The organism is Bradyrhizobium sp. CCBAU 51765 (assembly GCF_015291725.1).
GTDB lineage: Bacteria > Pseudomonadota > Alphaproteobacteria > Rhizobiales > Xanthobacteraceae > Bradyrhizobium > Bradyrhizobium liaoningense.
This window is the reverse complement of record NZ_CP030038.1, coordinates 3,418,136-3,441,161: the sequence shown is the minus strand read 5'-3', so window position 1 is coordinate 3,441,161 and position 23,026 is coordinate 3,418,136. Positions and strand designations below refer to the sequence as shown.

Genomic DNA, 23,026 nt, shown 5'->3' with positions numbered 1-23,026 from the left:
CGACCGTTCTTAGGCTCTGCGCTTACGACCTGGGGAAGTTGGTCCAACCGATGGAGTGATGACATGAGCAGGACAAGAATTACAGCCACGGCGATTGGTCTCGCCGGCGCACTGGCAGCCTCGCAGGCCCAGGCCCAATCGGCAAGCAGCAGCGAGCAGGAGATCGCACTGCTGAAGCAGCAGTTGAAGATGCTGGAGCAGAAGCTCGACAAGCTCCAGAGTCAGACCGCGGCGAACACGGCGGCCGCGGCAAAAGCCAGGGCCGAAGCGAAGGCTGAAGCGAAGGCCGAAGCGCGTTCGGAGGCAAAGGCCGTCGTTGCCAACGCCAATGCGGCGATTCCCGTCAAGGGGCCGGCGCCGGCATCCGGCGTCGTCGTGACGATGCCGAACAACCGCCCGACGATCTGCACCGCCGACCAGGCCAATTGCGTCGCCATCACCAGCCGCCTGCATTACGATGTCGGCGGCTACGACTATCGTCCCAACACCGCGGCCACCGTGCCCCAGAAGCTCGATAGCGGCCAGAACGTTCGCCGTGCGCGCATCGGCGTCGCCGGCAAGTTCTTCAACGACTGGAACTTTGCGCTGGTCTACGATTTCGGCGGCTCCTCCGACGGATTCGGCGGCGCCGCACCGGGCTCGCTGCCGGGCGGCGGCCTCTCCGGCGTCGAGAATGCCTATATCAGCTACACCGGCCTGAAGCCGTTCGGCGGCAAGATGGCAATCGAGGCCGGCATCATGGATCTGCCATACACGCTCGACGAGGCGACGAGCTCAAACGACATCATGTTCATGGAACGCGCCTCACCCGGTGTTATCGCCACCAACATCGCCGCGGGCGACTTCCGCTCCGCGGCCGGTGCGCGCTGGTTCAACGACCAGCTCTGGATCGGCGGCTATGTCACGGGACCGTCGACCGGCGCGATCCATTCCGCATCGAGCGCTTCGCCGCCGGGCACGAGCGAGCAGTACGGCGCGGTGGCGCGCGTCGCCGGCAATCCCATCAGCGGCAAGGACTATTCGGTGCACATCGGCGCCGACGCGCAATGGCTGATCCAGCCGCCGCGCAACCTGATCGCCAACACGCAGACGGTCACGCTCAGCGATCGTCCGGAATTGCGTCTCGACCCGACCACGCTGATCTCCACCGGCGCCATCGCCAATGTCTCGGGCGCGCAGGTCTACAGCGTCGAAGCGGCCGCGACCTACGGGCCGCTCATCGTCCAGGGCGAGTACTTCTGGTACAACGTCGATCGCACCGCCAACACCGGCGTGCCGCTGGTCGGCGCACCGAGCCTGAAATTCCAGGGCGGCTATGCGCAGGCCGGCTACGTGCTGACGGGCGAGAGCCGGACTTACAATGCCGCGGCGGCGGCCTATTACGGCGTCAAGCCGGCGCATCCGTTCTCGCTCGACGGCGGCGGCTGGGGTGCGTGGGAAATCGCGGGGCGCTTCTCGACGATCGACCTCAATGACCAGCTCGCGACCGCGACCGGTGTCGCCGGCGGCCGGCAAACAGTCTACACCCTCGCGCTCAACTGGTACGTCAACGGCAATGTCCGATTCATGCTGGACTATCTGCACGGCACGGTGTCGCGACAGGCCTCGCCGGTCTCGACTGCCGATGTCGGCTCGAAGTTCGACGCGGTCGCGATGCGCACACAGTTCGCGTTCTGAGGCTCTGAACCCTCGTCCCGGGGCGCGCGGCGGCGCGAACCCGGGGCCCATAGCACCCTCGATGATCTACGCCGCGCGCTTCGGCTTCCTCTCCACCACCGGCGGCGGCGCGCAAGACAGCCGTTCCTGATGACTCTCGCCCCAGGCCTTCAGAATGTCGATGACAGGCCTGAGGCTCTCGCCGAGCTCGGACAGGCAATATTCCACGCGCGGCGGCACCTCGGCATAGACCTTGCGGATGACCAGCTTGTCCTCCTCCAGCGCGCGCAGCTGTTTGGTGAGCATGCGCTGGGTGATGCCGGGCATCCGGCGGCGCAATTCGCCGAAGCGCTGGGTGCCGCTCTGGAGGTGGTAGAGGATCACGCCCTTCCACTTGCCGTCGATCAGGTCCAGCGTCGCCTCGACCGAGCAGCCGGGACGACGGGCAAAATTGCGCCGCTTCATGCGTGTTTTCCCAATAGTATCCAAACAGGGACTATATCCCCGAATTTACAGTACTTGCCAATTTGAAGCCAGGGCGACAGTTAGGGCGGCAGGCGAACAGCTCATCTGATGGAGACAAGCCATGAAGGCCGTCGGCTACAAAAGATCGCTTCCAATCGAGGATGCGGATTCACTGATCGATTTCGAGACCGCCAAGCCCGAGCCCGGGGGGCGCGACATCCGCGTCGCCGTGAAGGCGATCTCGGCCAATCCGGTCGATTACAAGGTACGCAAGCGCGCGAGCCCGCCCGAAGGCGAGACCAAGATCCTCGGCTATGACGCGGCCGGCGTGGTCGATGCCGTCGGCCCGGACGTGACGCTCTTCAAACCGGGCGACGAGGTGTTCTACGCCGGCTCGATCCTGCGCCAAGGCACCAACGCCGAATTCCACCTGGTCGACGAGCGCATCGTCGGCAACAAGCCGAAGAGCCTGTCGTTCGCGCAGGCCGCCGCCCTTCCCCTCACCTCCATCACCGCTTGGGAGCTGCTGTTCGACCGGCTCGGCGCGATCCCCGGCAAGAGCGTCGATCCGCGCACACTCCTGATCACGGGCGGCGCCGGTGGGGTCGGCTCGATCCTGATCCAGCTCGCCCGTCGCCTCACCGGGCTGACAGTACTTGCCACCGCCACGCGGCCAGAGTCGCAGAAATGGTGCCTCGATCTCGGCGCACATGCCGTGATCGACCACGGCAAGCCCATGAAGGAGCAGATCGAGAAGCTGAAGCTGCCGCCGGTCGCGCTGGTCGCAAGCCTCACCTTCACCGACCAGCACTACAAGGCGATTGCGGACTTCATGGCCCCGCAGGGCAGGTTCGGCCTGATCGACGATCCTCCGGAATTCACCATGAGCACCTTCAAGGGCAAGGCCATCTCGGTGCACTGGGAATCGATGTTCACGCGCTCCTCGTTCCAGACACCAGACATGATCGCGCAGCATCATCTGCTCAATGATGTCGCCGATCTCATCGACAAGGGCGTGCTGCGCACCACGCTCGACCAGACCTTCGGCACGATCAACGCCGCCAACCTCAAGCGAGCCCATGCGCTGCTCGAGAGCGGCAAGTCGCGCGGCAAGATCGTGCTGGAGGGGTGGTAAAGGCTTCGTCGGGTGGGTTAGCCGAAGGCGAAACCCACCCGCCTTTGAAACCGCGACACGGACAGTGGAATCTACCCGACACCTCCGCTGCTACGTCTTCGCCATCCCCCGCTCGATGAAGCCCTTGGCGAGCGCGTGATAGATGCCCTCCTCGCAGACCAGTCGCGAGACGAGATGCGCGATCAGGGCGGCCGCCATCAACGGCACGACCATGCCGTGATTGTCCGTCATCTCCGTGACGATGACGAAGGCGGTGATCGGCGCCTGCACCACCCCGGCGAAATAGGCGACCATACCGAGCAGCATGATTGCACCGAGCGGCGCGTCGTGGAAGAAAGAGGCGACATTGCATCCGATCCCGGCACCGACGGCGAGCGAGGGCGCGAAGATGCCGCCCGGAATGCCGCTGATCGCGGCGAACGTCGTCGCCATCATCTTGAGGATGCCGAAATCCTGCGGCAGCGGCGCGCCCTGCTCCAGCGCCGTTTTCACCTGCTGATAGCCAGTGCCGTAAACGGTGTCGCCGGAGGCGAGGCCGCAGAGCGCGACGGCGAGACCGCAGGCGAAGGCGAACCAGAGCGGGTGGTCCTTCATCGCGCGCCCGACCGGCCCTTTGAATCCCCGCGCCGTGGCGATGACGATGCGGCTGAACAATCCGCCTGCGAGACCCCCGATCATGCCACAGACGGGCACGGCCAGCCAATCGATCCCGCGCGCCAGCGACATCGCGCTACTGCCGAAATAAGCGTAATTGCCGGCCAGCGCGAGCGACGTCAGGCCGGCCGCGATGACCGCAGCAATGATGAGACTGGATGTGCGGGTCTCGAAAGCGCGGCTCATCTCCTCGATACCGAACACGATCCCCGCCAGCGGCGTGTTGAACGCGGCGGCAACGCCGGCGGCCGCTCCGGCCAGGATCAGGCCTGGCTGGCGGCGCGGCGACACGCGGCCAAGTGCGAACATGATGGACGCGCCGACCTGGACGGTCGGCCCTTCCCGGCCGACCGAGCCGCCACAGAGCAGGCCGAACAAAGTGAGGATCACCTTCCCAACCGCGATCCGCATCGAGACCAGACTTTCGCGCGCGGATTGGTCGGTCAGATGCCGGGCGGCGATCGCCTGCGGGATGCCGCTGCCCTGCGCATTCGGGAACAGGCGGATGGTCAGATAGGCCGACAGCATGAATCCGAGCGGCGTAATCGCCAGCACGATATAGCGCGACTTCGCCAGCAAGAACGCGAAGGCCTGCTGTGCCAGATCGGCGGCCTGCGCCAGCGCCACGGCCGCTGCGCCGACGGCCACGCCGCCGAGCAGGAAAATCGCCCGCCGGCGCCAGCGTGCATAGGTCAGGCGGATGCGCCGCTTGTCGCGAGTGGAGAAGGTCCGGAGCATGGAGGCTTAATCTAGCCGATCGTGCCCCGAACCAAAAGCCAGACAGCTGACGCGCGGGCGCTCAGGCGATGGTGTTGACGATACCGCCCTCCGCGCGCAGCGCGGCGCCGTTCGTGGCGGATGCCTCCTTCGAGGCGACATAGACCACCATGTTGGCGATCTCCTCCACGCTGGCGAAGCGCTGAATCAGCGAGCTGGGGCGATGCTGCCTAACGAAGTTGGCCGCGGCCTCGTCCACCGACTGTCCATTCTGCTTGGCGAGATCCTTGACGAACGTCTCGACGCCTTCCGACATGGTCGGGCCCGGCAGCACGGAGTTGACCGTGACGCCGGTGCCGCGGGTGAGCTGCGCTAGGCCGCGCGCGACAGACAGCTGGGCCGTCTTGGTCATGCCGTAATGGATCATCTCGACGGGAATGTTGAGCCCGGACTCCGAGGAGATGAAGACGATGCGGCCCCAGTTGCGCTCGAGCATGCCCTTCATGTACGCGCGCGACAGCCGCACGCCGCTCATAACGTTGACCTCGAAGAAGCGGGTCCAGTCCTCGTCCGGGATCTCGAAGAAATCCTTGGGCTCGAAGATGCCGGCATTGTTGATGAGAATGTCGACCTCGGGCAGCGCCGCAACCAGCGCCTTGCAGCCCGCAGCGGTCGAGACGTCGGCGGCGATGCCGCGGACCTTGACGCCCGTCCCTTCCAGCTTGCGCACGGCAGCGTCAACCTTGTCCTGGCCGCGGCCGTTGATGACGACGCTGGCGCCGGAGGCTGCCAAACCCTTGGCGATGGCGTGGCCGATGCCGGCGGTCGAGCCGGTCACGATGGCGGTCTTTCCGGAAAGGTCGATGTTCATGCGCTGCCTCCAAGGCTGATGACGGAGATATCGGGAGCGACCTGTGATGCCGCAATCGGGCTCACCGACGCGTGAGGGAGCGCCCGGACACGGGCGAATCCACCCAACGCATCCAAAAAAAACGGCGCCCGGAAAGGCGCCGCTGTCAATTCATAGCCGCTGACTGGCTCAGGCCGCCTCGGCTTCCTTTTCCTGCACCGGGCCAGAATCCTGGCCCTTGGCATCGACGTCGCGATCGACGAACTCGATCACGGCCATCGCGGCATTGTCGCCGTAGCGGAAGCCGGCCTTGATGATGCGGGTGTAGCCGCCCTGGCGGTCCTTGTAGCGGGGCGCGAGCACGTCGAACAGCTTCTTGACCTGGTCCTTGTCGCGCATCTCGGAGATCGCCTGGCGGCGCATCGAGAGTCCGCCCTTCTTGCCGAGGGTGACCAGCTTCTCCACGATCGGGCGCAATTCCTTCGCCTTCGGCAGCGTGGTGACGATCTGCTCGTGCTTGATCAGCGCGGCCGCCATGTTTGCGAACATCGCGCGGCGATGCTCGGCCGTGCGGTTGAGCTTCCGATGAACCTTGCCGTGACGCATGTGTTTATTCCTTACATATGAACTGCCGCGACGGTTCGTCGGACATGTTGCTCAGGTGGGCTGCCTGCGTTCGCCCGGTCGTCATTCCGGGGCGGCTCGCAGAGCCGAACCCGGAATCTCGAGGTTCCGGGTTCGATGCTCCAGGGCCACGCTTCGCGTGGTCCCTTCGCATCGCCCCGGAACGACAAATTGTTAGTAATGATCCTCGAAGCGCTTGGCGAGCTCGTCGATGTTCTCCGGCGGCCAGCCCGGCACTTCCATGCCGAGATGCAGCCCCATCTGGGCCAGCACTTCCTTGATCTCGTTCAGCGACTTGCGGCCGAAGTTCGGGGTGCGGAGCATTTCCGCCTCGCTCTTCTGCACGAGGTCGCCGATGTAGACGATGTTGTCGTTCTTCAAGCAGTTGGCCGAACGCACCGACAGCTCGAGCTCGTCCACCTTCTTGAGGAAGGCCGGGTTGAAGGCGAGGTCCGGGATGATCTCCTGGGCGACTTCCTTGCGCGGCTCTTCGAAGTTGACGAACACGTTGAGCTGATCCTGCAGGATGCGGGCGGCATAAGCCACCGAATCGTCCGGCGTGATCGCGCCATTGGTCTCGATCGTCATGGTCAGCTTGTCGTAGTCGAGGATCTGGCCCTCGCGGGTGTTCTCGACCTTGTAGGAGACCTTGCGGACCGGCGAGTACAGGCTGTCGACCGGGATCAGGCCGATCGGCGCGTCCTCAGGACGGTTGCGTTCGGCGGGCACGTAACCCTTGCCGGTGGAAACCGTGAACTCCATGCGGATCTCTGCGCCCTCGTCGAGCGTGCAGATCTGCAGATCGGGGTTCAGCACGACCACGTCGCCGACGGTCTGGATGTCGCCGGCGGTGACGACACCCGGGCCCTGCTTCTTCACGACCATGCGCTTGGGGCCTTCGCCCTGCATCTTGATCGAGATGTCCTTGATGTTCAGCACGATGTCGGTGACGTCCTCACGGACGCCCGCGATCGAGGAGAACTCGTGCAGCACGCCGTCGATGTGCACCGACTGCACCGCCGCGCCCTGGAGCGAGGAGAGCAGGATCCGGCGCAGCGCGTTGCCGAGGGTCTGACCGAAACCACGCTCGAGCGGCTCGGCGACGATGGTCGCAAAACGCGAGGGATCGCTGCCGGGCGTGACCTGGAGCTTGTTCGGCCGAATCAGTTCTTGCCAATTTTTCTGGATCGTCACTGTTTCACCCATACAGGCCAGTCAATTTGACAGTTCAAATACTGGCGTTGGAGAAAGGCCGCAGATCATTCCCGCGGCTTTAAGCAAAGTCATCGCGGGCGCCGATGCGCCCGCAACTTGGTATCAAACGCGCCGACGCTTGCGGGGACGGCAACCGTTGTGCGGAATCGTGGTCACGTCACGGATCGAGGTGACGGTGAAGCCCGCGGCCTGGAGCGCGCGGAGCGCCGATTCGCGGCCCGAACCGGGGCCGGCCACTTCGACTTCCAGCGTGCGCATGCCGTGCTCCTGCGCCTTCTTGGAGACGTCTTCTGCGGCGACCTGCGCGGCGTACGGGGTCGACTTGCGCGAGCCCTTGAAACCCATCGTGCCGGCCGAGGACCAGGCAATCGTGTTGCCCTGCGCGTCGGTGATGGTGATGGTCGTGTTGTTGAACGACGAGTTCACATGCGCGACGCCGGAGGCGATGTTCTTGCGCTCACGACGACGAACGCGGGTGGCTTCCTTGCCCATTGAGTCCCTTTCCTGAAGATCTCAAACGCCGCCGTAATGCCAGCGGCTACACCTGTGGAAGCAAATAGTGAGTAGCGAATGGCGAATAGGGATGCTCCCTACTCGCCATTCGCCATTCCTATTCGCGAGTTTACTTCTTCTTGCCGGCGATGGCCTTGGCCGGACCCTTGCGCGTGCGCGCATTGGTGTGGGTGCGCTGGCCGCGCACCGGCAGACCGCGACGATGACGCAGGCCGCGATAGCAGCCGAGGTCCATCAGACGCTTGATGTTGATACCGACCTCGCGACGCAGATCGCCCTCGACGAGATAGTCGCGGTCGATGACTTCGCGGATCTGGAGCACTTCGGCGTCGCTGAGCTGATTGACGCGACGATCCACGGGGATCTTCACCTTCTCCAGGATCTCACTGGCGATCTTCTGACCGATGCCATGGATGTACTGGAGCGCGATCAGCACGCGCTTGTTGGTGGGAATGTTCACGCCGGCAATACGGGCCACGGCCTTCTCTCCTGTCGCCGATCCTCGTCAGGATCGGGCTTTAAGTGCTTGTGTTCTCGGGCAGGTGTTCACAAACGCGAACACGACGCCCACCCCCGGTCTTCCTGGGGCCCGGCATCGTCTGAAACTATCCGACTTGGATGCGGGGCTTATTAGGGGATTCCAGGGGCTTTCGTCAACCGCTGCTAGCCCTTGGCTCGCTTTTTCGTGACCTTTTTTGCGCTCTTTTTGGCACCCTTTTTGACGGCCTTCCTGGCGGTCGCTTTTGCGGCCTTTTTGGCCGCTTTCTTGGTCGCCGCTTTGGTAGCAGTCTTGGTAGCAGCCTTGGAACCCCTCACGGGCTTCTTGACCGCCTTTTTGGCGGCCTTGGCCGATTTGGCCGCCTTTTTGGCTGCCTTCGCCGGCTTTTTGGCCGATTTCTTCGCCGCCTTGGCCTTTTTGGCCGGCGCAGCCTTGGCCGCGCTTCTAGAGTGGGCCTTGGGCTCGACCGCGCCGAGCGCCAGAAGCTGGCGGTGGATGGCGCGGGTGACCTCGTCGATGGCCATCATGCCGTCAATGGTCGAGAGCTTGCGACGCTCGGAATAGTAGTGAATCAGCGGTTCCGTCTGGGTGCGGTAGCTGGCAAGCCGCTTGGTCAGGACCTCCGGGGTGTCGTCGACCCGAACCTCCTCGCCGCGCTCGCGCATCTGTGCGACACGGGTCTCGACGCGGTTCAAGAGCGCGCTCTCGTTGACGCGGAGCTCGATCACGGCGTCGAGCTTGAGATGCTTCTGCTTGAGCAGCTCATCCAGCGCCGCGGCCTGCGGGACGGTGCGCGGGAAACCATCGAGGATGAAGCCGTTCCTGGCGTCCGGCTGGTCGATCCGGTCGGAGATGATTCCGACCACGACCTCGTCCGGAACGAGGCCGCCGCTGGCCATGATCTCCTTGGCCTTCAGCCCGACCGGCGTTCCGGCCGCAACCGCGGCACGCAGCATCTCGCCGGTCGAGAGCTGGACGATGCCATAGCGCTGCACCAAGAGTTGCGCCTGGGTCCCTTTGCCCGACCCCGGCGGTCCCAGAAGTATAATTCTCATCGGCGTACGCCCCCCGGATTGGTGAGCGATACGTCGCGCACCTGTGCTTTGATATCAAGAGCGGTGCAAACCACAACCAGCGCAGCACCACCGTTGACGACCATACTATAAGGCAGACCGATCCGGTAAAGGTCGAACACCTCCGGAATCAACTGCAACGCAGTCAGGTAGACGGCTCCGATGACCGTCGTCAATGACACGACGCGATCGAGATAGGCGGCAGTCGCCTCGCCGGGCGCGACACCGGAAATGATGCCGTCACGTTGCGCCAGGGATTTGGCCGTGTATTCGGGATCGATGACATAGGCGGTGTAGACGAAGGCCAGCACGAACACCGCGACGGATACGAGGATGAGGTGCGCCGGCTGCCCCAGCTGAAGATGGCGATAGGCCGCGGCGACCAAGGGGTGATCGGCACCAATGACGAGGCCCGCAAGGGCGAGCGGGAGAAAGAAGATCCATGGCGCCATGGTGACCGGAATCAGGAACCCCGCGCTGTTGAGCTTGATCGGCAGCACCGCTTCGCGCACCGGCAGTTGCCGCGCGCCGACATTGAGCGCGCCGAACTCGACCCGAACATTTCGCCGTGCGCCTTCGACGAGCACGATCACAGCGATGGTCGCGATCCAGAACACGGCGTGGAAGAACACGAGGTAGCCCGAGACCATCCCGCTCCGCACGGCATCTGCGATGCCGGCGACGTCTCGCGGCAGGGAGGCGAGCATGCCGACACTCAAGATCAGCGCCAGACCGTTGCCGATGCCGTAGCGGGTGATCTGTTCGCTCAGCCACACCAGCACAAAGACGCCGCCAATCATCGAGGCCGTGGCCGTCATCACGAACCAGCCGTCGGGATCCCTGACGAGCTGCGGAATGGAGATCAGCGCGGAGGAGATGCCGAAAGCCTGAAAGGCGGCAAGAGCCAGCGTGAGTCCCAGCGTAGCGCGGGCCACCTTGCGCCGGCCGTCCTCGCCCGACCGCTCGAGCGAACTCAGGCCGCGCCACACCAACGACAGCAACCGGACAAAGATCGCCGCAGTCAGATAGGGAACGAGGCCGAGCGAAAACGGCGAAAGGCGGCCGTTGAAATCGGGTAGTGACGAGAAACGCGAAACATCCAACCCCGCAATCGGGATCTGCGTGCCCAGCCTGAAGAGGAGAAGCGCGCCGATCGTGAAAGCGATTCGGCGCGCGAGCTCCCGGCTCATCTACGGCGGCCGCGCAGCTTGGACTTCCGGATCAGGCCTTCATACTGATGGGCCAGAAGATAGCCCTGGACCTGCGCCACCGTATCCATGGTGACACTGACGACGATCAGCAGCGAGGTGCCGCCGAAATAGAACGGTACCGACGCATAGGAGATCAGGATCTCGGGAATCAGGCAGACGATCGCCAGATAAATCGCGCCGAGCACGGTAATGCGCGACAGCACGTAGTCGATATATTCGGCGGTGCGCTCGCCAGGACGGATGCCCGGAATGAAGCCGCCGTGCTTCTTCAGATTGTCCGCGGTCTCGGTCGGGTTGAACACGATCGCGGTGTAGAAGAAGGCGAAGAACACGATCAGCGCCAGATACATGATCAGGAACAGCGGGCGACCATGGCCGAGCTGGGTGTTGATCCACTGGAACCATTCCGGCCCGCTGCCCGCATTGAAGTTCGCCACCGTGGTCGGCAGCAAGAGCAGCGAGGACGCGAAGATCGGCGGGATCACGCCCGAGGTGTTGAGCTTGAGCGGCAGATGCGAGGACTGGCCCTCGAACATCTTGTTGCCGACCTGGCGCTTCGGATATTGGATCAGGAGGCGGCGCTGCGCGCGCTCCATGAACACGATGAAGGCGATCACGGCGACGGCCATGATGATGACGACCAGGATCAGGCCGGTCGACATCGCACCCTGCCGGCCGAGCTCGAGCATGCTGGCGAGCGCCGCGGGCAGCTCGGCGACGATGCCGGCGAGAATGATCAGCGAGATGCCGTTGCCGATGCCACGCGAGGTGATCTGCTCGCCCAGCCACATCAGGAACATGGTGCCGCCGGTCAGCGTAATCGCCGTGGACAGGCGGAAGAACATTCCGGGCTCGCTGACGACGTTGCCGGCGCCTTCGAGACCTACCGCGATCCCGTAGGACTGGAATGCGGCCAGGATGACCGTCAGATAGCGGGTGTACTGATTCAGCGTCTTGCGGCCTGCCTCGCCTTCCTTCTTCAGCGCCTCGAGCTGCGGCGAGACGGTGGTGAGGAGCTGGATGATGATCGAGGCCGAGATGTACGGCATGATGTTCAGCGCAAAGATCGCCATGCGGTGGATGCCGCCGCCGGCGAACATGTTGAACATGCCGAGGATGCCGCCCGCCTGCGATCGGAACACCTGTTCCCAGATGTTCGGATCGATGCCGGGCAGCGGGATGTAGGTCCCGAGCCGATAAACGAGCAGCGCACCCAGGGTGAACCAGATGCGCTTCTTCAGTTCGTCGGCCTTGGCAAACGCGCCGAAATTGAGATTGGCTGCCAGTTGTTCCGCTGCAGAGACCATCTTGGACTTTCTCCCGCCGCCTGTTGCGCCGTCATGCCCGCGGCCGGGCTACTTTAGCGGACGCCGGACATTATCTGGGGCTCGGCTTCGATAAGTCCACGTCCCGCATGCGTAAAGGCCCGCGAGCCGCGGGCCAATGACGCAGTTGTTACGCCGCCTCGCCTTCTTCCTTGGCAGGGGCGAGGATCTTCACCGAGCCGCCGGCCTTCTCGACCGCCGCGATTGCGGTCTTGGTGGCGCCATGCACTTCGATGTTGAGCTTGGACTTGAGCTCGCCGCGGCCGAGCAGCCGCAGGCCGCCCTTGGCGCGGCGCAACACGCCGCCCTTCACCAGGGCCTCGACGTTCACGACGCTGCCGGCGTCGATCTTCTTGGCATCGACCGCTTCCTGGAGCCGGTCGAGATTGATCTCGGCGAACTCGATGCGGAAGATGTTGTTGAAGCCGCGCTTGGGCAGACGGCGATGCATCGGCATCTGGCCGCCTTCGAAACCCTTGATGCGTACGCCCGAACGCGCGGTCTGGCCCTTGCCGCCGCGGCCGGATTGCTTGCCTTTGCCGGAACCGATGCCGCGGCCGACGCGCATACGCTTCTTGCGCGAGCCGGCGTTGTCGGCGATATCGCTGAGCTTCATCGCCCTTCTCCTTGTGTCTTGCGCACGATCTTCACCGAAAACCGCTTCCCGCTCTTCGGGATCGTGCGCCCTTGCTTACTTCTCGTCGACGATGCGGACGAGATGGTGAACCTTCTCGATCATGCCGCGGACCGCCGGGGTGTCCGGCAGTTCGCTGATACGGCCGATCTTGTTGAGCTTGAGCCCGATCAGCGTCGAACGCTGCGAGTGATGGCGGCGGATCGCGCTGCCGGTCTGCTCAAGCTTGATCGTCTTTGCGGCCTTGGCCATCGTGGTCTACTCCGAAAAGCTTCCGTTAGTCGGCAGCCGCCTCTGCGTCGCCACCGATACGGCGGGACTGGAGGGTGGACACCTTGATGTTGCGGCGGGCAGCGACCGAGCGCGGCGAATCCTGATGCTTCAGCGCGTCAAAGGTCGCGCGCACCATGTTGTACGGGTTCGACGAGCCGATCGACTTCGCCACAACGTCCTGGACGCCGAGCGTTTCGAACACGGCGCGCATCGGACCGCCGGCGATGATGCCGGTACCGGCCGGAGCTGCACGCAGGTAGACACGGCCCGCGCCATGACGGCCGGCGATGTCGTGATGGAGCGTGCGGCCCTCGCGCAGCGACACGCGCGTCAGGTTGCGCTTGGCGGACTCGGTTGCCTTGCGGATCGCCTCGGGCACCTCGCGCGCCTTGCCGTGACCGAAGCCGGCACGACCCTTCTGGTCGCCGATCACGACCAGCGCTGCGAAACCGAAGCGCTTGCCGCCCTTGACGACCTTGGCCACGCGGTTGATGTGGACGAGCTTGTCGACGAACTCGCTGTCGCGCTCCTCGCGCTCCCTGCGTTCACGTCCGCCGCCGCGTTGATCGCGTCCACCACGTTGTTCGCGTTCAGCTGCCATGGTTTTTCCAATCCTTCAGAGGCTTGCGCCCCAATCCTCAAATTCTGTTAGAAGCTCAGCCCACTCTCACGCGCCGCGTCGGCCAGAGCCTTGACGCGCCCGTGGTAGAGATAGCTGCCGCGATCGAACACGACTTCCTTGACGCCCTTCTCGGCCGCGCGCTCGGCCAGCAACTTGCCGACCGCCTTCGCCGCATCGATGTCGGCGCCGGTCTTGCCACCGTCGCGCATCGACTTCTCGAGCGAGGAGGCGGAGGCCAGCGTCTCGCCCTTCAGGTCGTCGATGACCTGGGCATAGATGTGCTTGGACGAGCGGAACACTGACAGGCGCGGACGGCCGCCGGCGGAACGGCGCAGCTTCAGCCGCACACTCCGCTTGCGCCGGGCATTCGTAACCTTGGCTTTCGACATGACCGGCTCCGTTACTTCTTCTTGCCTTCCTTGCGGAAGATGAATTCGCCCACATACTTCACGCCCTTGCCCTTGTAGGGCTCCGGCGGACGATAGGAGCGAATCTCGGCGGCGACCTGGCCGACGCGCTGGACGTCGCTGCCCGCCACCGTGATCTCGGTCGGCTTCGGCACCGTGATCGTGATCCCCTCGGGGATCGGATAGATCACGTCGTGGCTGTAGCCGAGCGCGAGTTGCAGGTTCTTGCCCTGCATCGCGGCGCGATAGCCGACGCCGGTGATCTCGAGCTTCTTCTCGAAGCCCTTGGTGACGCCTTCGACCAGATTCGCGACCTGGGCGCGAGCGGTACCGTACAGCGCCCGCGCGCGGTTGGTCTCGGTCCGCGGCTTGACCTTGACCTGGCCGTTCTCGAGCTTCACCTCGACGTCGTCATGGACGATGAACTGAAGCTGGCCCTTCGGCCCCTTCATCTTGACGGTCTGCCCATCAACGGTCGCGGTAACGCCCGACGGCACCGGGACAGGCCTTTTGCCAACACGTGACATGGATCGAAAATCCTTCTCAGAACACCGTGAAGAGGACTTCACCGCCCACATTCGCGTCGCGCGCGCTGTGGTCGGCCATGATCCCCTTCGGCGTCGACAACACCGAAATGCCGAGTCCGTTGTTCACCCGCGGCAGGTTCTTCACCGAAGCGTAGACGCGACGCCCCGGCTTGGAAACGCGCTCAATCTCGCGGATGACGGGCTCGCCGTCGAAATACTTCAGCTCGATCTCGATCTCGCTGCGGCCCGAGGAATGCTCGAGCGTAGCGTAACCGCGGATGTAGCCCTCGGCCTTCAGAACCTCGAGCACGTTCTCGCGCATCTTCGAGCCAGGCGTGGAGACCTTGGTCTTCGAGCGCATCTGCGCGTTGCGGATACGGGTGATCAGATCGCTGATTGGATCGTGCGTTGACATCTAAACGACCCTCCTTACCAGCTGGACTTCACGAGGCCCGGGACCATGCCCTTCGAGCCAAGGTCGCGCAGCGCGATACGGGACAGCTTGTTCTTGCGGTAGTTCGAGCGCGGGCGGCCCGACAGCTCGCAGCGCAGGCGGATGCGGGTCGCCGACGAGTTACGCGGCATTTCCGCCAGCTTCAGGGTGGCGGCGAACCGCTCTTCCATCGGCAGCGTCTTGTCGGCGATGATCGCCTTCAACCGCTCGCGCTTCGGTGCGGCATTCTTCACCATCCGCTTGCGCCGGTTGTTCTTCTCGACTGAACTCTTCTTTGCCATGCTTGGCTCCTGGGTATCCGCGTTTGAGAGGCTTTAGGTCAGCGTCTCACTGCCGGAACGGGAAATTGAAAGCGGTCAACAAGGCCCTCGCCTCTTCGTCGGTCTTGGCCGTGGTGCAGACGGTGATGTCCATACCGCGGGCTTCCGTGACCTTGTCGAAGTCGATCTCGGGGAAAATGATATGCTCCTTGATGCCGAGCGAATAGTTGCCGCGGCCGTCGAAGCTCTTCGGGTTCAGGCCGCGGAAGTCGCGGACGCGCGGCAGCGCGACCGTCACCAGGCGATCGATGAACTCGTACATGCGGGCCTTGCGCAGCGTGACCTTGCAGCCGATCGGCTGGTTCTCGCGCAGCTTGAAGGTCGCGATCGCGATACGCGAATAGGTCACGATCGCCTTCTGGCCAGCGATCTGGGTCAGCTCGGCAGCGGCGGTCTCGGCCTTCTTGCGGTCGTTGACGGAATCGCCAACGCCCATGTTCAGCACGACCTTGTCCAGACGCGGAACCTGCATCACGTTCTCGTAACCGAACTTCTCGGTCAGAGCCGTGCGGATATTCGCATCATATTCCGCGCGCAGGCGCGGCGTGTAAGCGGCCTCAGCCATCGATCTCAGCTCCCGAGCTCTTGGCGATGCGGACCTTCTTGCCGTCCGCCAGAATCTTGAATCCGATGCGGGTCGGCTTTCCGTCCTTGCCGACATACGCGATGTTGGACAGTTGGATCGGCGCCTCTTTCGAGATGATGCCGCCCTCCTGGGCCTGCGTCTGCTTCTGGTGACGCTTGACCACGTTGATGCCGCGCACGAGCGCGGTACCGGCGTCGGGGCGCACCTCGAACACTTCGCCGGTGCGGCCCTTGTCGCGGCCGGTCAGCACGACGACCTTGTCGCCCTTGCGGATCTTCGCAGCCATCACAGCACCTCCGGCGCGAGCGAGATGATCTTCATGTGGTTCTTGGCGCGCAACTCGCGCGGCACCGGCCCGAAGATACGGGTGCCGACCGGCTCGGACTGGTTGTTGATCAGCACGGCGGCGTTGCGGTCGAAGCGGATGACCGAACCGTCGGCGCGGCGAATGTCCTTGCGGACGCGCACCACGACGGCCTTCATCACGTCGCCCTTCTTCACCTTGCCACGCGGAATCGCTTCCTTGATCGACACGACGATGATGTCGCCGATCGTGGCGTAGCGGCGCTTGGAGCCTCCGAGCACCTTGATACACATCACACGGCGTGCGCCAGAATTGTCGGCCACGTCGAGGTTGGTCTGCATCTGAATCATTGATGCACCTCGTCCTCTTTCTCTTTGCGCCAGCCCAGCCGGCGCTCAACATTTCCCTGAAGTCAGTCGGCTAGAGCCAACAGATCAGGCGCTTTTCTTGTGTTCGCCCCGGATCACGACCCAGCGCTTCAACTTCGAAATCGGCTTCGTTTCCTCGATCCACACCATATCGCCCGGCTTGAACTCGTTGCTCTCGTCGTGCGCATGGTAGTTCTTCGACCGGCGGATGGTCTTCTTGTAGATCGGGTGCGTGAAGCGGCGATCGACACGCACCACAATGGTCTTGGCTTGCTTGTCGCTGACGACCACGCCCTGCAAAGTACGTTTCGGCATCTTCGTAAGCCTCTTACTTCTTCTTGGCGCGCGTCTGCGCGGCGACGGTCTTGATCCGGGCGATGTCACGGCGGGCCTCGCGCAGGCGCGAGGTGTTCTCGAGCTGCCCGGTGGCGCGCTGGAAGCGCAGGTTGAAGCGCTCCTTCTTCAGATTCAGGATGGCGTCATCCTGCTGGTCGGGGCTCATCGCGCGGATGTCTTCGATCTTCATCTGGGCCATGGCCATTACTCCGCAATGCGCTCGACGAAGCGCGTCTTGATCGGCAGCTTGGCCGCCGCCAGGGTCAGCGCCTCACGCGCCGTCTGGGTGTTGACGCCGTCGATCTCGAACAGCACGCGGCCAGGCTTGACGCGCGCGACCCACAGTTCCGGCGAACCCTTGCCGGAGCCCATGCGGACTTCGGCCGGCTTCTTCGACACCGGTACGTCGGGGAACACGCGGATCCAGACGCGGCCGGCGCGTTTCATGTGGCGGGTCAGCGCGCGGCGGGCAGCTTCGATCTGGCGCGCGGTGACGCGCTCAGGTTCGGTCGCCTTCAGGCCGAACTGGCCGAACGCCAACGTCGCGCCCGAAGACGCAACGCCGTGGATGCGGCCCTTGTGCGCCTTCCGGAACTTCGTTTTCTTAGGTTGCATCATGGCTTTAAGCCCTCAAATTCCTGGTGCAGATCAGGCTGCAGCCGTATCGCGGCGCTGACGGCCACCACGATCGCCACTACCACCCGTCTCGCCTTCGGCCATTCTCTTGTCCTGGGCCATCGGATCGTGCTCGAGGATCTCGCCCTTGAAGATCCAGACCTTGACGCCGCAGGTGCCGAAGGTCGTGAACGCGGTCGCAACGCCGTAGTCGATGTCGGCGCGCAGCGTGTGCAGCGGCACGCGACCTTCGCGATACCACTCCATGCGCGCGATTTCCGCGCCGCCCAGACGTCCCGAGCAGTTGATGCGGATGCCTTCCGCGCCGAGACGCATCGCCGACTGCACGGCGCGCTTCATGGCGCGGCGGAACGCCACGCGGCGCTCCAGCTGCTGCGCGATCGACTCGGCCACCAGCGTCGCGTCGAGCTCCGGCTTGCGGATCTCGACGATGTTGATGACGACGTCGGACGAGGTGATGTCCGCGACCTTCTTGCGCAGCTTGTCGATGTCAGCGCCCTTCTTGCCGATCACCACGCCCGGACGGGCCGAGTGGATGGTGACGCGGCACTTCTTGTGCGGACGCTCGATCACGATGCGGGCGACGGCCGCCTGCTTGAGCTCCTTGTGCAGGATCTCGCGGATCTTGACGTCCTCGTGCAGCAGCTTGCCGTATTCCTGCTTGCCGGCGAACCAGCGGGAATCCCAGGTCCGGTTGATGCCGAGACGCAGACCGATCGGATTGATCTTTTGACCCATCGTGTTCTCCTGCGCCCTTAAGCGGCTTCAGCTTCGACCTGACGAACGATGATCGTCAGTTGCGAAAACGGTTTGTAGACACGGCCCGAGCGGCCGCGGCCGCGGGCGGCAAAGCGCTTCATCACGAGCCCGTTGCCGACAAAGGCCTGCGCCACGACGAGATCGTCGACGTCGAGGTCATGGTTGTTCTCGGCATTGGCGATAGCCGATTCCAGGCACTTCTTGACGTCAACCGCGATCCGCTTGCGCGAAAACTGCAGGTCGGCGAGCGCGGCAGACGCCTTCCGGCCGCGAATGAGCTGGGCGACCAGGTTGAGCTTCTGCGGGCTCACCCGCAGCATCCGGGCGACCGCCTTGGCCTCGTTCTCGGCGAGGCTCCGTTCGCGCTTAGGTTTGCTCATCGTTTAATCCTCAAGCCTTCTTGGCTTTCTTGTCGCCGGAGTGGCCATGGAAGGTCCGGGTCGGCGAAAACTCGCCGAACTTGTGACCGACCATTTCCTCGTTGACCGCCACCGGCACGTGCTTCTGACCGTTGTAGACGCCGAAGGTCAGGCCGACGAACTGCGGCAGGATCGTCGAGCGACGGCTCCAGATCTTGATGACGTCATGACGGCCGGACGCGCGCGCGGCATCTGCCTTCTTGAGCAGAGAGCCCTCGACGAAAGGGCCTTTCCAGACTGAACGAACCATGTCCGGCGTTCCTTACTTCTTCCGCTTGTGGCGGCTTAGGAGAATGAATTTGTTGGTCGACTTGTTGGTGCGGGTCTTCTTGCCCTTGGTCGGCTTGCCCCACGGAGTGACCGGGTGGCGACCGCCCGAGGTACGACCTTCACCACCGCCGTGCGGATGGTCGATCGGGTTCATCGCGACACCGCGGTTGTGCGGCCTGCGGCCCATCCAACGCTTGCGACCGGCCTTGCCGATCGAGGTGTTCATGTGATCCGGGTTCGACACCGCGCCGATCGTGCCGCGGCAGCGGCCGTGAACCAGGCGCTGCTCGCCCGAATTCAGGCGGATGATGACGTAGTCCTGGTCGCGCCCGACGAGCTGGGCATAGGTGCCTGCGGAACGGGCGAGCTGGCCGCCCTTCCCGATCTTGACCTCGATGTTGTGGATGATCGTGCCGACCGGCATGTTGCCGAGCGGCATGACGTTGCCCGGCTTCACGTCGACATAGTTGCCGGCGACGATCGTGTCGCCCACGGCCAGGCGCTGCGGCGCCAGGATGTAGGCCTGCTCGCCGTCCTGATACTTGATCAGAGCGATGAAGCCGGTGCGGTTCGGATCGTACTCCAGCCGCTCGACGGTCGCGGGAACGTCTACCTTCTCGCGCTTGAAATCGACCGTACGCAGCGTCTGCTTGTGACCGCCACCGCGGAAACGCACGGTGATGCGGCCGGTGTTGTTGCGGCCACCCGAGGACTTCTTGCCCTCGGTGAGCGCCTTGACCGGCTTGCCCTTGTACAGGGCCGAACGATCGACCATGACCAGCTGGCGCTGGCCGGGCGTCGTGGGATTGAATGTCTTCAGTGCCATCGTCGTACGACCTTACAGACCGGTGGTCACGTCGATCCGATGACCCTCTTCGAGGGTCACGATCGCGCGCTTGGAGTTCGACTGCGAGCCGAGATTGCCGCGGAATATCTTGGTCTTGCCCTTGCGGACCAGCGTGTTGACGCTCTTGACCTTGACGTCGAACAGCTTCTCGATCGCTTCCTTGATCTGCGGCTTGGTCGCCTTTGCAGCCACCTTGAACAGCACCTTGTTGTGCTCCGAGGCGATCGTCGCCTTCTCGGTCACGACCGGCGACAGGATCACGTCGTAGTGGCGAGGCTCAATGTTCTTCGTCATTTGAAGCGCGCCTCCAGCGCATCGATGGCGGCCTTGGTCAGAACAAGCTTCTGACGGCGCAGGATGTCATAGACGTTGATGCCCTGGATCGGCAGCACGTCCATGTTCGGGATGTTGCGGGCCGCAGCGGCAAAACCGTTGTTGAGCTCGGCGCCGTCGATGATCAGCGCGTTGGTGAGCCCGAGGCCCGAGAAGTGACCGAGCAGCGCCTTGGTCTTGGCGGCTTCCAGTGCGGCCTTCTCGATCACGACGAGATCGCCATCCTTGGCCTTGGCCGAGAGCGCATGCTTGAGGGCGAGCGCACGGACCTTCTTCGGCAGGTCGGTGGCGTGCGAACGCACCACCGGACCGAAGGCACGGCCGCCGCCGCGGAACTGCGGCACGCGGGCCGAGCCGTGACGAGCACCGCCGGTACCCTTCTGCTTGTACATCTTCTTGCCGGTGCGCCAGATCTCGGCGCGACCCTTGGCCTTGTGCGTGCCGGCCTGGCGCTTGTTGAGCTGCCACTGCACGCAGCGCGCGATGATGTCCTCGCGCGGCTCGAGGCCGAAAATGGCGTCGGAGAGCTGGACCGAGCCGGCTTCCTTACCTTCGAGAGTGGTGACCTTCAATTCCATCTCACGCCTCCTGCGCAGCCGGAGCGGCTTCCGCGTCGCCAGCAACCTTGAACTTGCCGGGCTTCGGAGCTTCCTTCGGCAGCGGCTTCTTGACGGCGTCGCGCACGCGGATCCAACCGCCCTTGGAGCCGGGAACGGCGCCTTCGACGAGGATCAGGCCACGCTCGACATCGGTCTGGACGACACGAAGGTTGAGCGTGGTGATGCGGTCGACACCCATGTGGCCGGGCATCTTCTTGTTCTTCCAGGTCTTGCCGGGGTCCTGACGGCCACCGGTCGAACCGATCGAGCGGTGCGAGATCGACACACCGTGCGTGGCGCGCAGACCGCCGAAGTTCCAGCGCTTCATGCCGCCGGCGAAGCCCTTACCGACCGAGGTGCCGGTGACGTCGACGAACTGGCCGACGACGAAGTGATCCGCCTGGATCTCGGCGCCGACCGGGATCATCGCATCTGCGCTGACCCGGAATTCCTCGACCCGGCGCTTCGGCTCGACCTTGGCGACCGCGAACTGGCCGCGCTCGGCCTTCGGCATGTAAACGGTCTTGCGGCTGCCAGAACCGAGCTGGAGCGCGACGTAACCGTTCTTCTCTTCGGTGCGGTGGCCTACGACCTGGCAATTGCCGAGCTTCAGCACGGTCACGGGGATATGTTCGCCGGCCTCTGTGAAGACCCGCGTCATCCCGACCTTTTGTGCGATCACTCCGGAGCGCATCGGCTTGCTTCCTGTTCTTTCTGTCCTTGCGGACTAGCTAATCTTCGTAGTGAGCAAGTCCCGGTCCGAGAACCGGTGCCCACTCCTCGGGGTCTTGCTCAGAGCTTGATCTCGACGTCGACACCGGCGGCCAGGTCGAGCTTCATCAAAGCATCGACGGTCTGCGGGGTCGGATCGACGATGTCGAGCAGGCGCTTGTGGGTGCGCATCTCGAACTGTTCGCGGCTCTTCTTGTCCACGTGGGGCGAACGGTTGACGGTGAACTTCTCGATGCGGGTGGGCAGCGGAATGGGTCCGCGGACCTGCGCGCCGGTGCGCTTCGCCGTGTTCACGATCTCGCGGGTCGACGTATCGAGGATACGATGGTCGAACGCCTTGAGACGGATACGAATGTTTTGGCCGTTCATTGCCGTGCTTTCTCTAGTGAGTGGCGAGTAGCGAGTAGCGAATAGAATCCCCTATTCGCCACTCACCATTCCCTATTCGCTTGTTACTCGATGATCGAGGCGACGACGCCGGCGCCGACGGTGCGGCCACCTTCGCGGATCGCGAAGCGGAGCTTCTCTTCCATCGCGATCGGCACGATCAGGTGCACTTCCATCGCGATGTTGTCGCCCGGCATCACCATCTCGGTGCCTTCCGGCAGGTGCACGACACCGGTCACGTCGGTGGTGCGGAAGTAGAACTGCGGACGGTAGTTGGTGAAGAACGGAGTGTGGCGACCGCCCTCTTCCTTGGTGAGGATGTAGGCCTCAGCCTTGAACTTGGTGTGCGGCTTGACCGAACCGGGCTTGGCCAGAACCTGGCCGCGCTCGACGTCCTCGCGCTTGGTGCCGCGGAGCAGCGCGCCGATGTTGTCGCCGGCCTGGCCCTGATCGAGCAGCTTGCGGAACATTTCAACGCCGGTGACGGTGGTCTTCTGGGTGGCGCGGAGACCGACGATCTCGATTTCCTCGCCGACCTTGACGACGCCGCGCTCGACACGGCCGGTCACCACGGTGCCGCGGCCCGAGATCGAGAACACGTCCTCAACCGGCATCAGGAACGGCTGGTCGATCGGACGCTCCGGCTGCGGGATGTACTCGTCGACGTTGCGCATCAGCTCGAGGATGGCGTCGTGGCCGAGCTTCTTGTCGGAGTCTTCGAGAGCGGCGAGCGCCGAACCCTTGATGATCGGGATCTTGTCGCCCGGGAATTCGTACTTCGAGAGCAGTTCGCGGACCTCGAGCTCGACGAGTTCGAGCAGCTCGGGATCGTCGACCATGTCGCACTTGTTGAGGAACACGACGAGCGCGGGGACGCCGACCTGGCGGGCGAGCAGGATGTGCTCGCGGGTCTGCGGCATCGGGCCGTCAGCGGCCGACACGACCAGGATCGCACCGTCCATCTGGGCGGCGCCGGTGATCATGTTCTTCACGTAGTCGGCGTGGCCGGGGCAGTCGACGTGGGCGTAGTGGCGGTTCTGCGTCTCGTACTCGACGTGCGCGGTCGAGATCGTGATGCCGCGGGCCTTCTCTTCCGGCGCCTTGTCGATCTGGTCGTACGCGGTGAACGTCGCACCGCCGGTCTCGGCGAGGATCTTGGTGATCGCCGCGGTCAGCGACGTCTTGCCATGGTCGACGTGACCGATGGTGCCGATGTTGCAGTGCGGCTTGTTACGTTCAAACTTTGCTTTGGCCATTTGACTCTCCGTTCAATCGT

Annotated in this window: 34 protein-coding genes; 2 read left to right on the top strand and 32 right to left on the bottom strand. The window is 63.9% G+C overall.

Annotated features, from left to right (window positions below; all coding sequences use genetic code 11):
- The first annotated feature begins 63 nt into the window (after nt 1-63).
- Nucleotides 64-1,677, top strand: coding sequence for an OprO/OprP family phosphate-selective porin (locus XH96_RS16470; RefSeq protein WP_194393371.1), 1,614 nt, complete (start codon nt 64-66; stop codon nt 1,675-1,677).
- A gap of 66 nt (nt 1,678-1,743) precedes the next feature.
- Here XH96_RS16470 and XH96_RS16465 read toward each other — a convergent pair whose 3' ends face one another.
- Nucleotides 1,744-2,121, bottom strand: coding sequence for a helix-turn-helix domain-containing protein (locus XH96_RS16465; RefSeq protein ID WP_194393370.1), 378 nt, complete (start codon nt 2,119-2,121; stop codon nt 1,744-1,746).
- Between the two features lie 121 nt (nt 2,122-2,242).
- Between XH96_RS16465 and XH96_RS16460 the strand changes: the two genes are divergently transcribed.
- Nucleotides 2,243-3,256 (top strand): zinc-binding alcohol dehydrogenase family protein, encoded by a 1,014-nt coding sequence (locus XH96_RS16460; RefSeq protein WP_194393369.1) that lies wholly within the window; start codon nt 2,243-2,245, stop codon nt 3,254-3,256.
- Nucleotides 3,257-3,346: 90 nt separating this feature from the next.
- Here XH96_RS16460 and XH96_RS16455 read toward each other — a convergent pair whose 3' ends face one another.
- The 31 genes from XH96_RS16455 to tuf all read right to left on the bottom strand — a co-directional run bounded on the left by XH96_RS16455 (nt 3,347) and on the right by tuf (nt 23,006).
- Nucleotides 3,347-4,648, bottom strand: coding sequence for a chloride channel protein (locus XH96_RS16455; protein ID WP_194393368.1), 1,302 nt, complete (start codon nt 4,646-4,648; stop codon nt 3,347-3,349).
- Nucleotides 4,649-4,709: 61 nt separating this feature from the next.
- Nucleotides 4,710-5,498, bottom strand: coding sequence for an SDR family NAD(P)-dependent oxidoreductase (locus XH96_RS16450; RefSeq protein WP_194393367.1), 789 nt, complete (start codon nt 5,496-5,498; stop codon nt 4,710-4,712).
- A 168-nt stretch (nt 5,499-5,666) separates the two neighbouring features.
- On the bottom strand, nt 5,667-6,083 hold the full coding sequence (gene rplQ / locus XH96_RS16445; RefSeq protein ID WP_035680050.1) for a 50S ribosomal protein L17: 417 nt from the start codon (nt 6,081-6,083) through the stop codon (nt 5,667-5,669).
- Nucleotides 6,084-6,275: 192 nt separating this feature from the next.
- The gene (locus XH96_RS16440) at nt 6,276-7,307 is read right to left on the bottom strand and encodes a DNA-directed RNA polymerase subunit alpha (protein ID WP_029674561.1); all 1,032 of its coding nucleotides are present in this window, start codon (nt 7,305-7,307) and stop codon (nt 6,276-6,278) included.
- A 111-nt stretch (nt 7,308-7,418) separates the two neighbouring features.
- Nucleotides 7,419-7,808: a 30S ribosomal protein S11 gene (gene rpsK / locus XH96_RS16435; RefSeq protein WP_007603045.1), complete on the bottom strand. Its 390-nt coding sequence runs from the start codon at nt 7,806-7,808 to the stop codon at nt 7,419-7,421.
- Nucleotides 7,809-7,938: 130 nt separating this feature from the next.
- Entirely contained in the window at nt 7,939-8,307 is a 369-nt protein-coding gene (gene rpsM, locus XH96_RS16430) for a 30S ribosomal protein S13 (protein WP_028137012.1), read from the bottom strand.
- A 185-nt stretch (nt 8,308-8,492) separates the two neighbouring features.
- A complete protein-coding gene (locus tag XH96_RS16425; protein ID WP_194393366.1) occupies nt 8,493-9,383 on the bottom strand; it encodes an adenylate kinase in 891 nt (296 codons plus the stop codon).
- A complete protein-coding gene (locus tag XH96_RS16420) occupies nt 9,380-10,504 on the bottom strand; it encodes a preprotein translocase subunit SecY (protein ID WP_246790107.1) in 1,125 nt (374 codons plus the stop codon). The genes XH96_RS16425 and XH96_RS16420 overlap by 4 nt, the downstream gene beginning before the upstream one ends.
- Before the next feature lie 83 nt (nt 10,505-10,587).
- Nucleotides 10,588-11,919 carry a preprotein translocase subunit SecY gene (secY, locus tag XH96_RS16415; protein WP_028177975.1) on the bottom strand — a complete coding sequence of 444 codons (1,332 nt, stop codon included), beginning with the start codon at nt 11,917-11,919 and terminating at the stop codon, nt 10,588-10,590.
- A gap of 148 nt (nt 11,920-12,067) precedes the next feature.
- Entirely contained in the window at nt 12,068-12,553 is a 486-nt protein-coding gene (gene rplO / locus XH96_RS16410) for a 50S ribosomal protein L15 (RefSeq protein WP_028177974.1), read from the bottom strand.
- Nucleotides 12,554-12,628: 75 nt separating this feature from the next.
- A complete protein-coding gene (rpmD, locus tag XH96_RS16405) occupies nt 12,629-12,823 on the bottom strand; it encodes a 50S ribosomal protein L30 (protein WP_027554162.1) in 195 nt (64 codons plus the stop codon).
- A 25-nt stretch (nt 12,824-12,848) separates the two neighbouring features.
- The gene (gene rpsE / locus XH96_RS16400) at nt 12,849-13,445 is read right to left on the bottom strand and encodes a 30S ribosomal protein S5 (RefSeq protein WP_014494507.1); all 597 of its coding nucleotides are present in this window, start codon (nt 13,443-13,445) and stop codon (nt 12,849-12,851) included.
- 47 nt (nt 13,446-13,492) lie between these two features.
- Entirely contained in the window at nt 13,493-13,855 is a 363-nt protein-coding gene (gene rplR / locus XH96_RS16395; protein ID WP_024342458.1) for a 50S ribosomal protein L18, read from the bottom strand.
- Nucleotides 13,856-13,866: 11 nt separating this feature from the next.
- Nucleotides 13,867-14,400 (bottom strand): 50S ribosomal protein L6, encoded by a 534-nt coding sequence (gene rplF, locus XH96_RS16390; protein ID WP_194393364.1) that lies wholly within the window; start codon nt 14,398-14,400, stop codon nt 13,867-13,869.
- A gap of 16 nt (nt 14,401-14,416) precedes the next feature.
- The gene (gene rpsH, locus XH96_RS16385) at nt 14,417-14,815 is read right to left on the bottom strand and encodes a 30S ribosomal protein S8 (protein WP_024342456.1); all 399 of its coding nucleotides are present in this window, start codon (nt 14,813-14,815) and stop codon (nt 14,417-14,419) included.
- 14 nt (nt 14,816-14,829) lie between these two features.
- Entirely contained in the window at nt 14,830-15,135 is a 306-nt protein-coding gene (gene rpsN, locus XH96_RS16380) for a 30S ribosomal protein S14 (RefSeq protein WP_057745473.1), read from the bottom strand.
- A gap of 46 nt (nt 15,136-15,181) precedes the next feature.
- Nucleotides 15,182-15,739 carry a 50S ribosomal protein L5 gene (gene rplE / locus XH96_RS16375; protein WP_028137019.1) on the bottom strand — a complete coding sequence of 186 codons (558 nt, stop codon included), beginning with the start codon at nt 15,737-15,739 and terminating at the stop codon, nt 15,182-15,184.
- A complete protein-coding gene (gene rplX / locus XH96_RS16370) occupies nt 15,732-16,046 on the bottom strand; it encodes a 50S ribosomal protein L24 (protein WP_028177970.1) in 315 nt (104 codons plus the stop codon). The genes rplE and rplX overlap by 8 nt, the downstream gene beginning before the upstream one ends.
- Nucleotides 16,046-16,414: a 50S ribosomal protein L14 gene (gene rplN / locus XH96_RS16365; RefSeq protein WP_007603030.1), complete on the bottom strand. Its 369-nt coding sequence runs from the start codon at nt 16,412-16,414 to the stop codon at nt 16,046-16,048. The genes rplX and rplN overlap by 1 nt, the downstream gene beginning before the upstream one ends.
- A gap of 84 nt (nt 16,415-16,498) precedes the next feature.
- Nucleotides 16,499-16,747 carry a 30S ribosomal protein S17 gene (gene rpsQ, locus XH96_RS16360; protein ID WP_028177969.1) on the bottom strand — a complete coding sequence of 83 codons (249 nt, stop codon included), beginning with the start codon at nt 16,745-16,747 and terminating at the stop codon, nt 16,499-16,501.
- A gap of 13 nt (nt 16,748-16,760) precedes the next feature.
- Nucleotides 16,761-16,967: a 50S ribosomal protein L29 gene (gene rpmC / locus XH96_RS16355; RefSeq protein WP_011088144.1), complete on the bottom strand. Its 207-nt coding sequence runs from the start codon at nt 16,965-16,967 to the stop codon at nt 16,761-16,763.
- 5 nt (nt 16,968-16,972) lie between these two features.
- Nucleotides 16,973-17,386, bottom strand: coding sequence for a 50S ribosomal protein L16 (gene rplP, locus XH96_RS16350; RefSeq protein WP_008136349.1), 414 nt, complete (start codon nt 17,384-17,386; stop codon nt 16,973-16,975).
- Between the two features lie 30 nt (nt 17,387-17,416).
- On the bottom strand, nt 17,417-18,142 hold the full coding sequence (gene rpsC, locus XH96_RS16345; protein ID WP_014494500.1) for a 30S ribosomal protein S3: 726 nt from the start codon (nt 18,140-18,142) through the stop codon (nt 17,417-17,419).
- A 17-nt stretch (nt 18,143-18,159) separates the two neighbouring features.
- Complete coding sequence (gene rplV, locus XH96_RS16340; protein ID WP_131867589.1) at nt 18,160-18,543, bottom strand: 50S ribosomal protein L22; 384 nt, start codon at nt 18,541-18,543, stop codon at nt 18,160-18,162.
- A 10-nt stretch (nt 18,544-18,553) separates the two neighbouring features.
- Nucleotides 18,554-18,832 (bottom strand): 30S ribosomal protein S19, encoded by a 279-nt coding sequence (gene rpsS, locus XH96_RS16335; RefSeq protein WP_008136357.1) that lies wholly within the window; start codon nt 18,830-18,832, stop codon nt 18,554-18,556.
- 12 nt (nt 18,833-18,844) lie between these two features.
- A complete protein-coding gene (gene rplB / locus XH96_RS16330) occupies nt 18,845-19,678 on the bottom strand; it encodes a 50S ribosomal protein L2 (protein WP_028177967.1) in 834 nt (277 codons plus the stop codon).
- A gap of 12 nt (nt 19,679-19,690) precedes the next feature.
- Entirely contained in the window at nt 19,691-19,993 is a 303-nt protein-coding gene (locus XH96_RS16325) for a 50S ribosomal protein L23 (RefSeq protein WP_007603019.1), read from the bottom strand.
- Nucleotides 19,990-20,610 (bottom strand): 50S ribosomal protein L4, encoded by a 621-nt coding sequence (gene rplD, locus XH96_RS16320; RefSeq protein WP_018647243.1) that lies wholly within the window; start codon nt 20,608-20,610, stop codon nt 19,990-19,992. Before rplD ends, XH96_RS16325 begins: the two co-directional genes overlap by 4 nt.
- Nucleotide 20,611: 1 nt before the next feature.
- Nucleotides 20,612-21,325 (bottom strand): 50S ribosomal protein L3, encoded by a 714-nt coding sequence (rplC, locus tag XH96_RS16315; RefSeq protein WP_024342448.1) that lies wholly within the window; start codon nt 21,323-21,325, stop codon nt 20,612-20,614.
- Between the two features lie 98 nt (nt 21,326-21,423).
- Complete coding sequence (gene rpsJ / locus XH96_RS16310) at nt 21,424-21,732, bottom strand: 30S ribosomal protein S10 (RefSeq protein ID WP_002712302.1); 309 nt, start codon at nt 21,730-21,732, stop codon at nt 21,424-21,426.
- An 83-nt stretch (nt 21,733-21,815) separates the two neighbouring features.
- Entirely contained in the window at nt 21,816-23,006 is a 1,191-nt protein-coding gene (tuf, locus tag XH96_RS16305; RefSeq protein WP_028177965.1) for an elongation factor Tu, read from the bottom strand.
- Nucleotides 23,007-23,026: the final 20 nt, after the last annotated feature.

Coding starts and splice junctions, on each gene's coding strand:
- XH96_RS16470 (WP_194393371.1), top strand. CDS start 64: ATGAGCAGGACAAGAATTACAGCCACGGCGATTGGTCTCGCCGGCGCA.
- rplN (WP_007603030.1), bottom strand. CDS start 16,414: ATGATTCAGATGCAGACCAACCTCGACGTGGCCGACAATTCTGGCGCA.
- tuf (WP_028177965.1), bottom strand. CDS start 23,006: ATGGCCAAAGCAAAGTTTGAACGTAACAAGCCGCACTGCAACATCGGC.
- rpsJ (WP_002712302.1), bottom strand. CDS start 21,732: ATGAACGGCCAAAACATTCGTATCCGTCTCAAGGCGTTCGACCATCGT.
- XH96_RS16450 (WP_194393367.1), bottom strand. CDS start 5,498: ATGAACATCGACCTTTCCGGAAAGACCGCCATCGTGACCGGCTCGACC.
- XH96_RS16440 (WP_029674561.1), bottom strand. CDS start 7,307: ATGGGTGAAACAGTGACGATCCAGAAAAATTGGCAAGAACTGATTCGG.
- rpsS (WP_008136357.1), bottom strand. CDS start 18,832: ATGGTTCGTTCAGTCTGGAAAGGCCCTTTCGTCGAGGGCTCTCTGCTC.
- rpmC (WP_011088144.1), bottom strand. CDS start 16,967: ATGGCCCAGATGAAGATCGAAGACATCCGCGCGATGAGCCCCGACCAG.
- rplR (WP_024342458.1), bottom strand. CDS start 13,855: ATGTCGAAAGCCAAGGTTACGAATGCCCGGCGCAAGCGGAGTGTGCGG.
- rpsQ (WP_028177969.1), bottom strand. CDS start 16,747: ATGCCGAAACGTACTTTGCAGGGCGTGGTCGTCAGCGACAAGCAAGCC.
- rplO (WP_028177974.1), bottom strand. CDS start 12,553: ATGAAGCTCAGCGATATCGCCGACAACGCCGGCTCGCGCAAGAAGCGT.
- rpsH (WP_024342456.1), bottom strand. CDS start 14,815: ATGTCAACGCACGATCCAATCAGCGATCTGATCACCCGTATCCGCAAC.
- rpsK (WP_007603045.1), bottom strand. CDS start 7,808: ATGGGCAAGGAAGCCACCCGCGTTCGTCGTCGTGAGCGCAAGAACATC.
- rpsN (WP_057745473.1), bottom strand. CDS start 15,135: ATGGCAAAGAAGAGTTCAGTCGAGAAGAACAACCGGCGCAAGCGGATG.
- rpsE (WP_014494507.1), bottom strand. CDS start 13,445: ATGGCAGCTGAACGCGAACAACGTGGTGGACGCGATCAACGCGGCGGC.
- rplV (WP_131867589.1), bottom strand. CDS start 18,543: ATGAGCAAACCTAAGCGCGAACGGAGCCTCGCCGAGAACGAGGCCAAG.
- XH96_RS16325 (WP_007603019.1), bottom strand. CDS start 19,993: ATGACGAAGAACATTGAGCCTCGCCACTACGACGTGATCCTGTCGCCG.
- rplB (WP_028177967.1), bottom strand. CDS start 19,678: ATGGCACTGAAGACATTCAATCCCACGACGCCCGGCCAGCGCCAGCTG.
- XH96_RS16465 (WP_194393370.1), bottom strand. CDS start 2,121: ATGAAGCGGCGCAATTTTGCCCGTCGTCCCGGCTGCTCGGTCGAGGCG.
- rplX (WP_028177970.1), bottom strand. CDS start 16,046: ATGGCTGCGAAGATCCGCAAGGGCGACAAGGTCGTCGTGCTGACCGGC.
- rpmD (WP_027554162.1), bottom strand. CDS start 12,823: ATGGCCAAGGCCGCAAAGACGATCAAGCTTGAGCAGACCGGCAGCGCG.
- rplE (WP_028137019.1), bottom strand. CDS start 15,739: ATGGCTGAGGCCGCTTACACGCCGCGCCTGCGCGCGGAATATGATGCG.
- XH96_RS16425 (WP_194393366.1), bottom strand. CDS start 9,383: ATGAGAATTATACTTCTGGGACCGCCGGGGTCGGGCAAAGGGACCCAG.
- secY (WP_028177975.1), bottom strand. CDS start 11,919: ATGGTCTCTGCAGCGGAACAACTGGCAGCCAATCTCAATTTCGGCGCG.
- rpsC (WP_014494500.1), bottom strand. CDS start 18,142: ATGGGTCAAAAGATCAATCCGATCGGTCTGCGTCTCGGCATCAACCGG.
- XH96_RS16460 (WP_194393369.1), top strand. CDS start 2,243: ATGAAGGCCGTCGGCTACAAAAGATCGCTTCCAATCGAGGATGCGGAT.
- rplQ (WP_035680050.1), bottom strand. CDS start 6,083: ATGCGTCACGGCAAGGTTCATCGGAAGCTCAACCGCACGGCCGAGCAT.
- rplD (WP_018647243.1), bottom strand. CDS start 20,610: ATGGAATTGAAGGTCACCACTCTCGAAGGTAAGGAAGCCGGCTCGGTC.
- XH96_RS16455 (WP_194393368.1), bottom strand. CDS start 4,648: ATGCTCCGGACCTTCTCCACTCGCGACAAGCGGCGCATCCGCCTGACC.
- rplC (WP_024342448.1), bottom strand. CDS start 21,325: ATGCGCTCCGGAGTGATCGCACAAAAGGTCGGGATGACGCGGGTCTTC.
- rplF (WP_194393364.1), bottom strand. CDS start 14,400: ATGTCACGTGTTGGCAAAAGGCCTGTCCCGGTGCCGTCGGGCGTTACC.
- rplP (WP_008136349.1), bottom strand. CDS start 17,386: ATGATGCAACCTAAGAAAACGAAGTTCCGGAAGGCGCACAAGGGCCGC.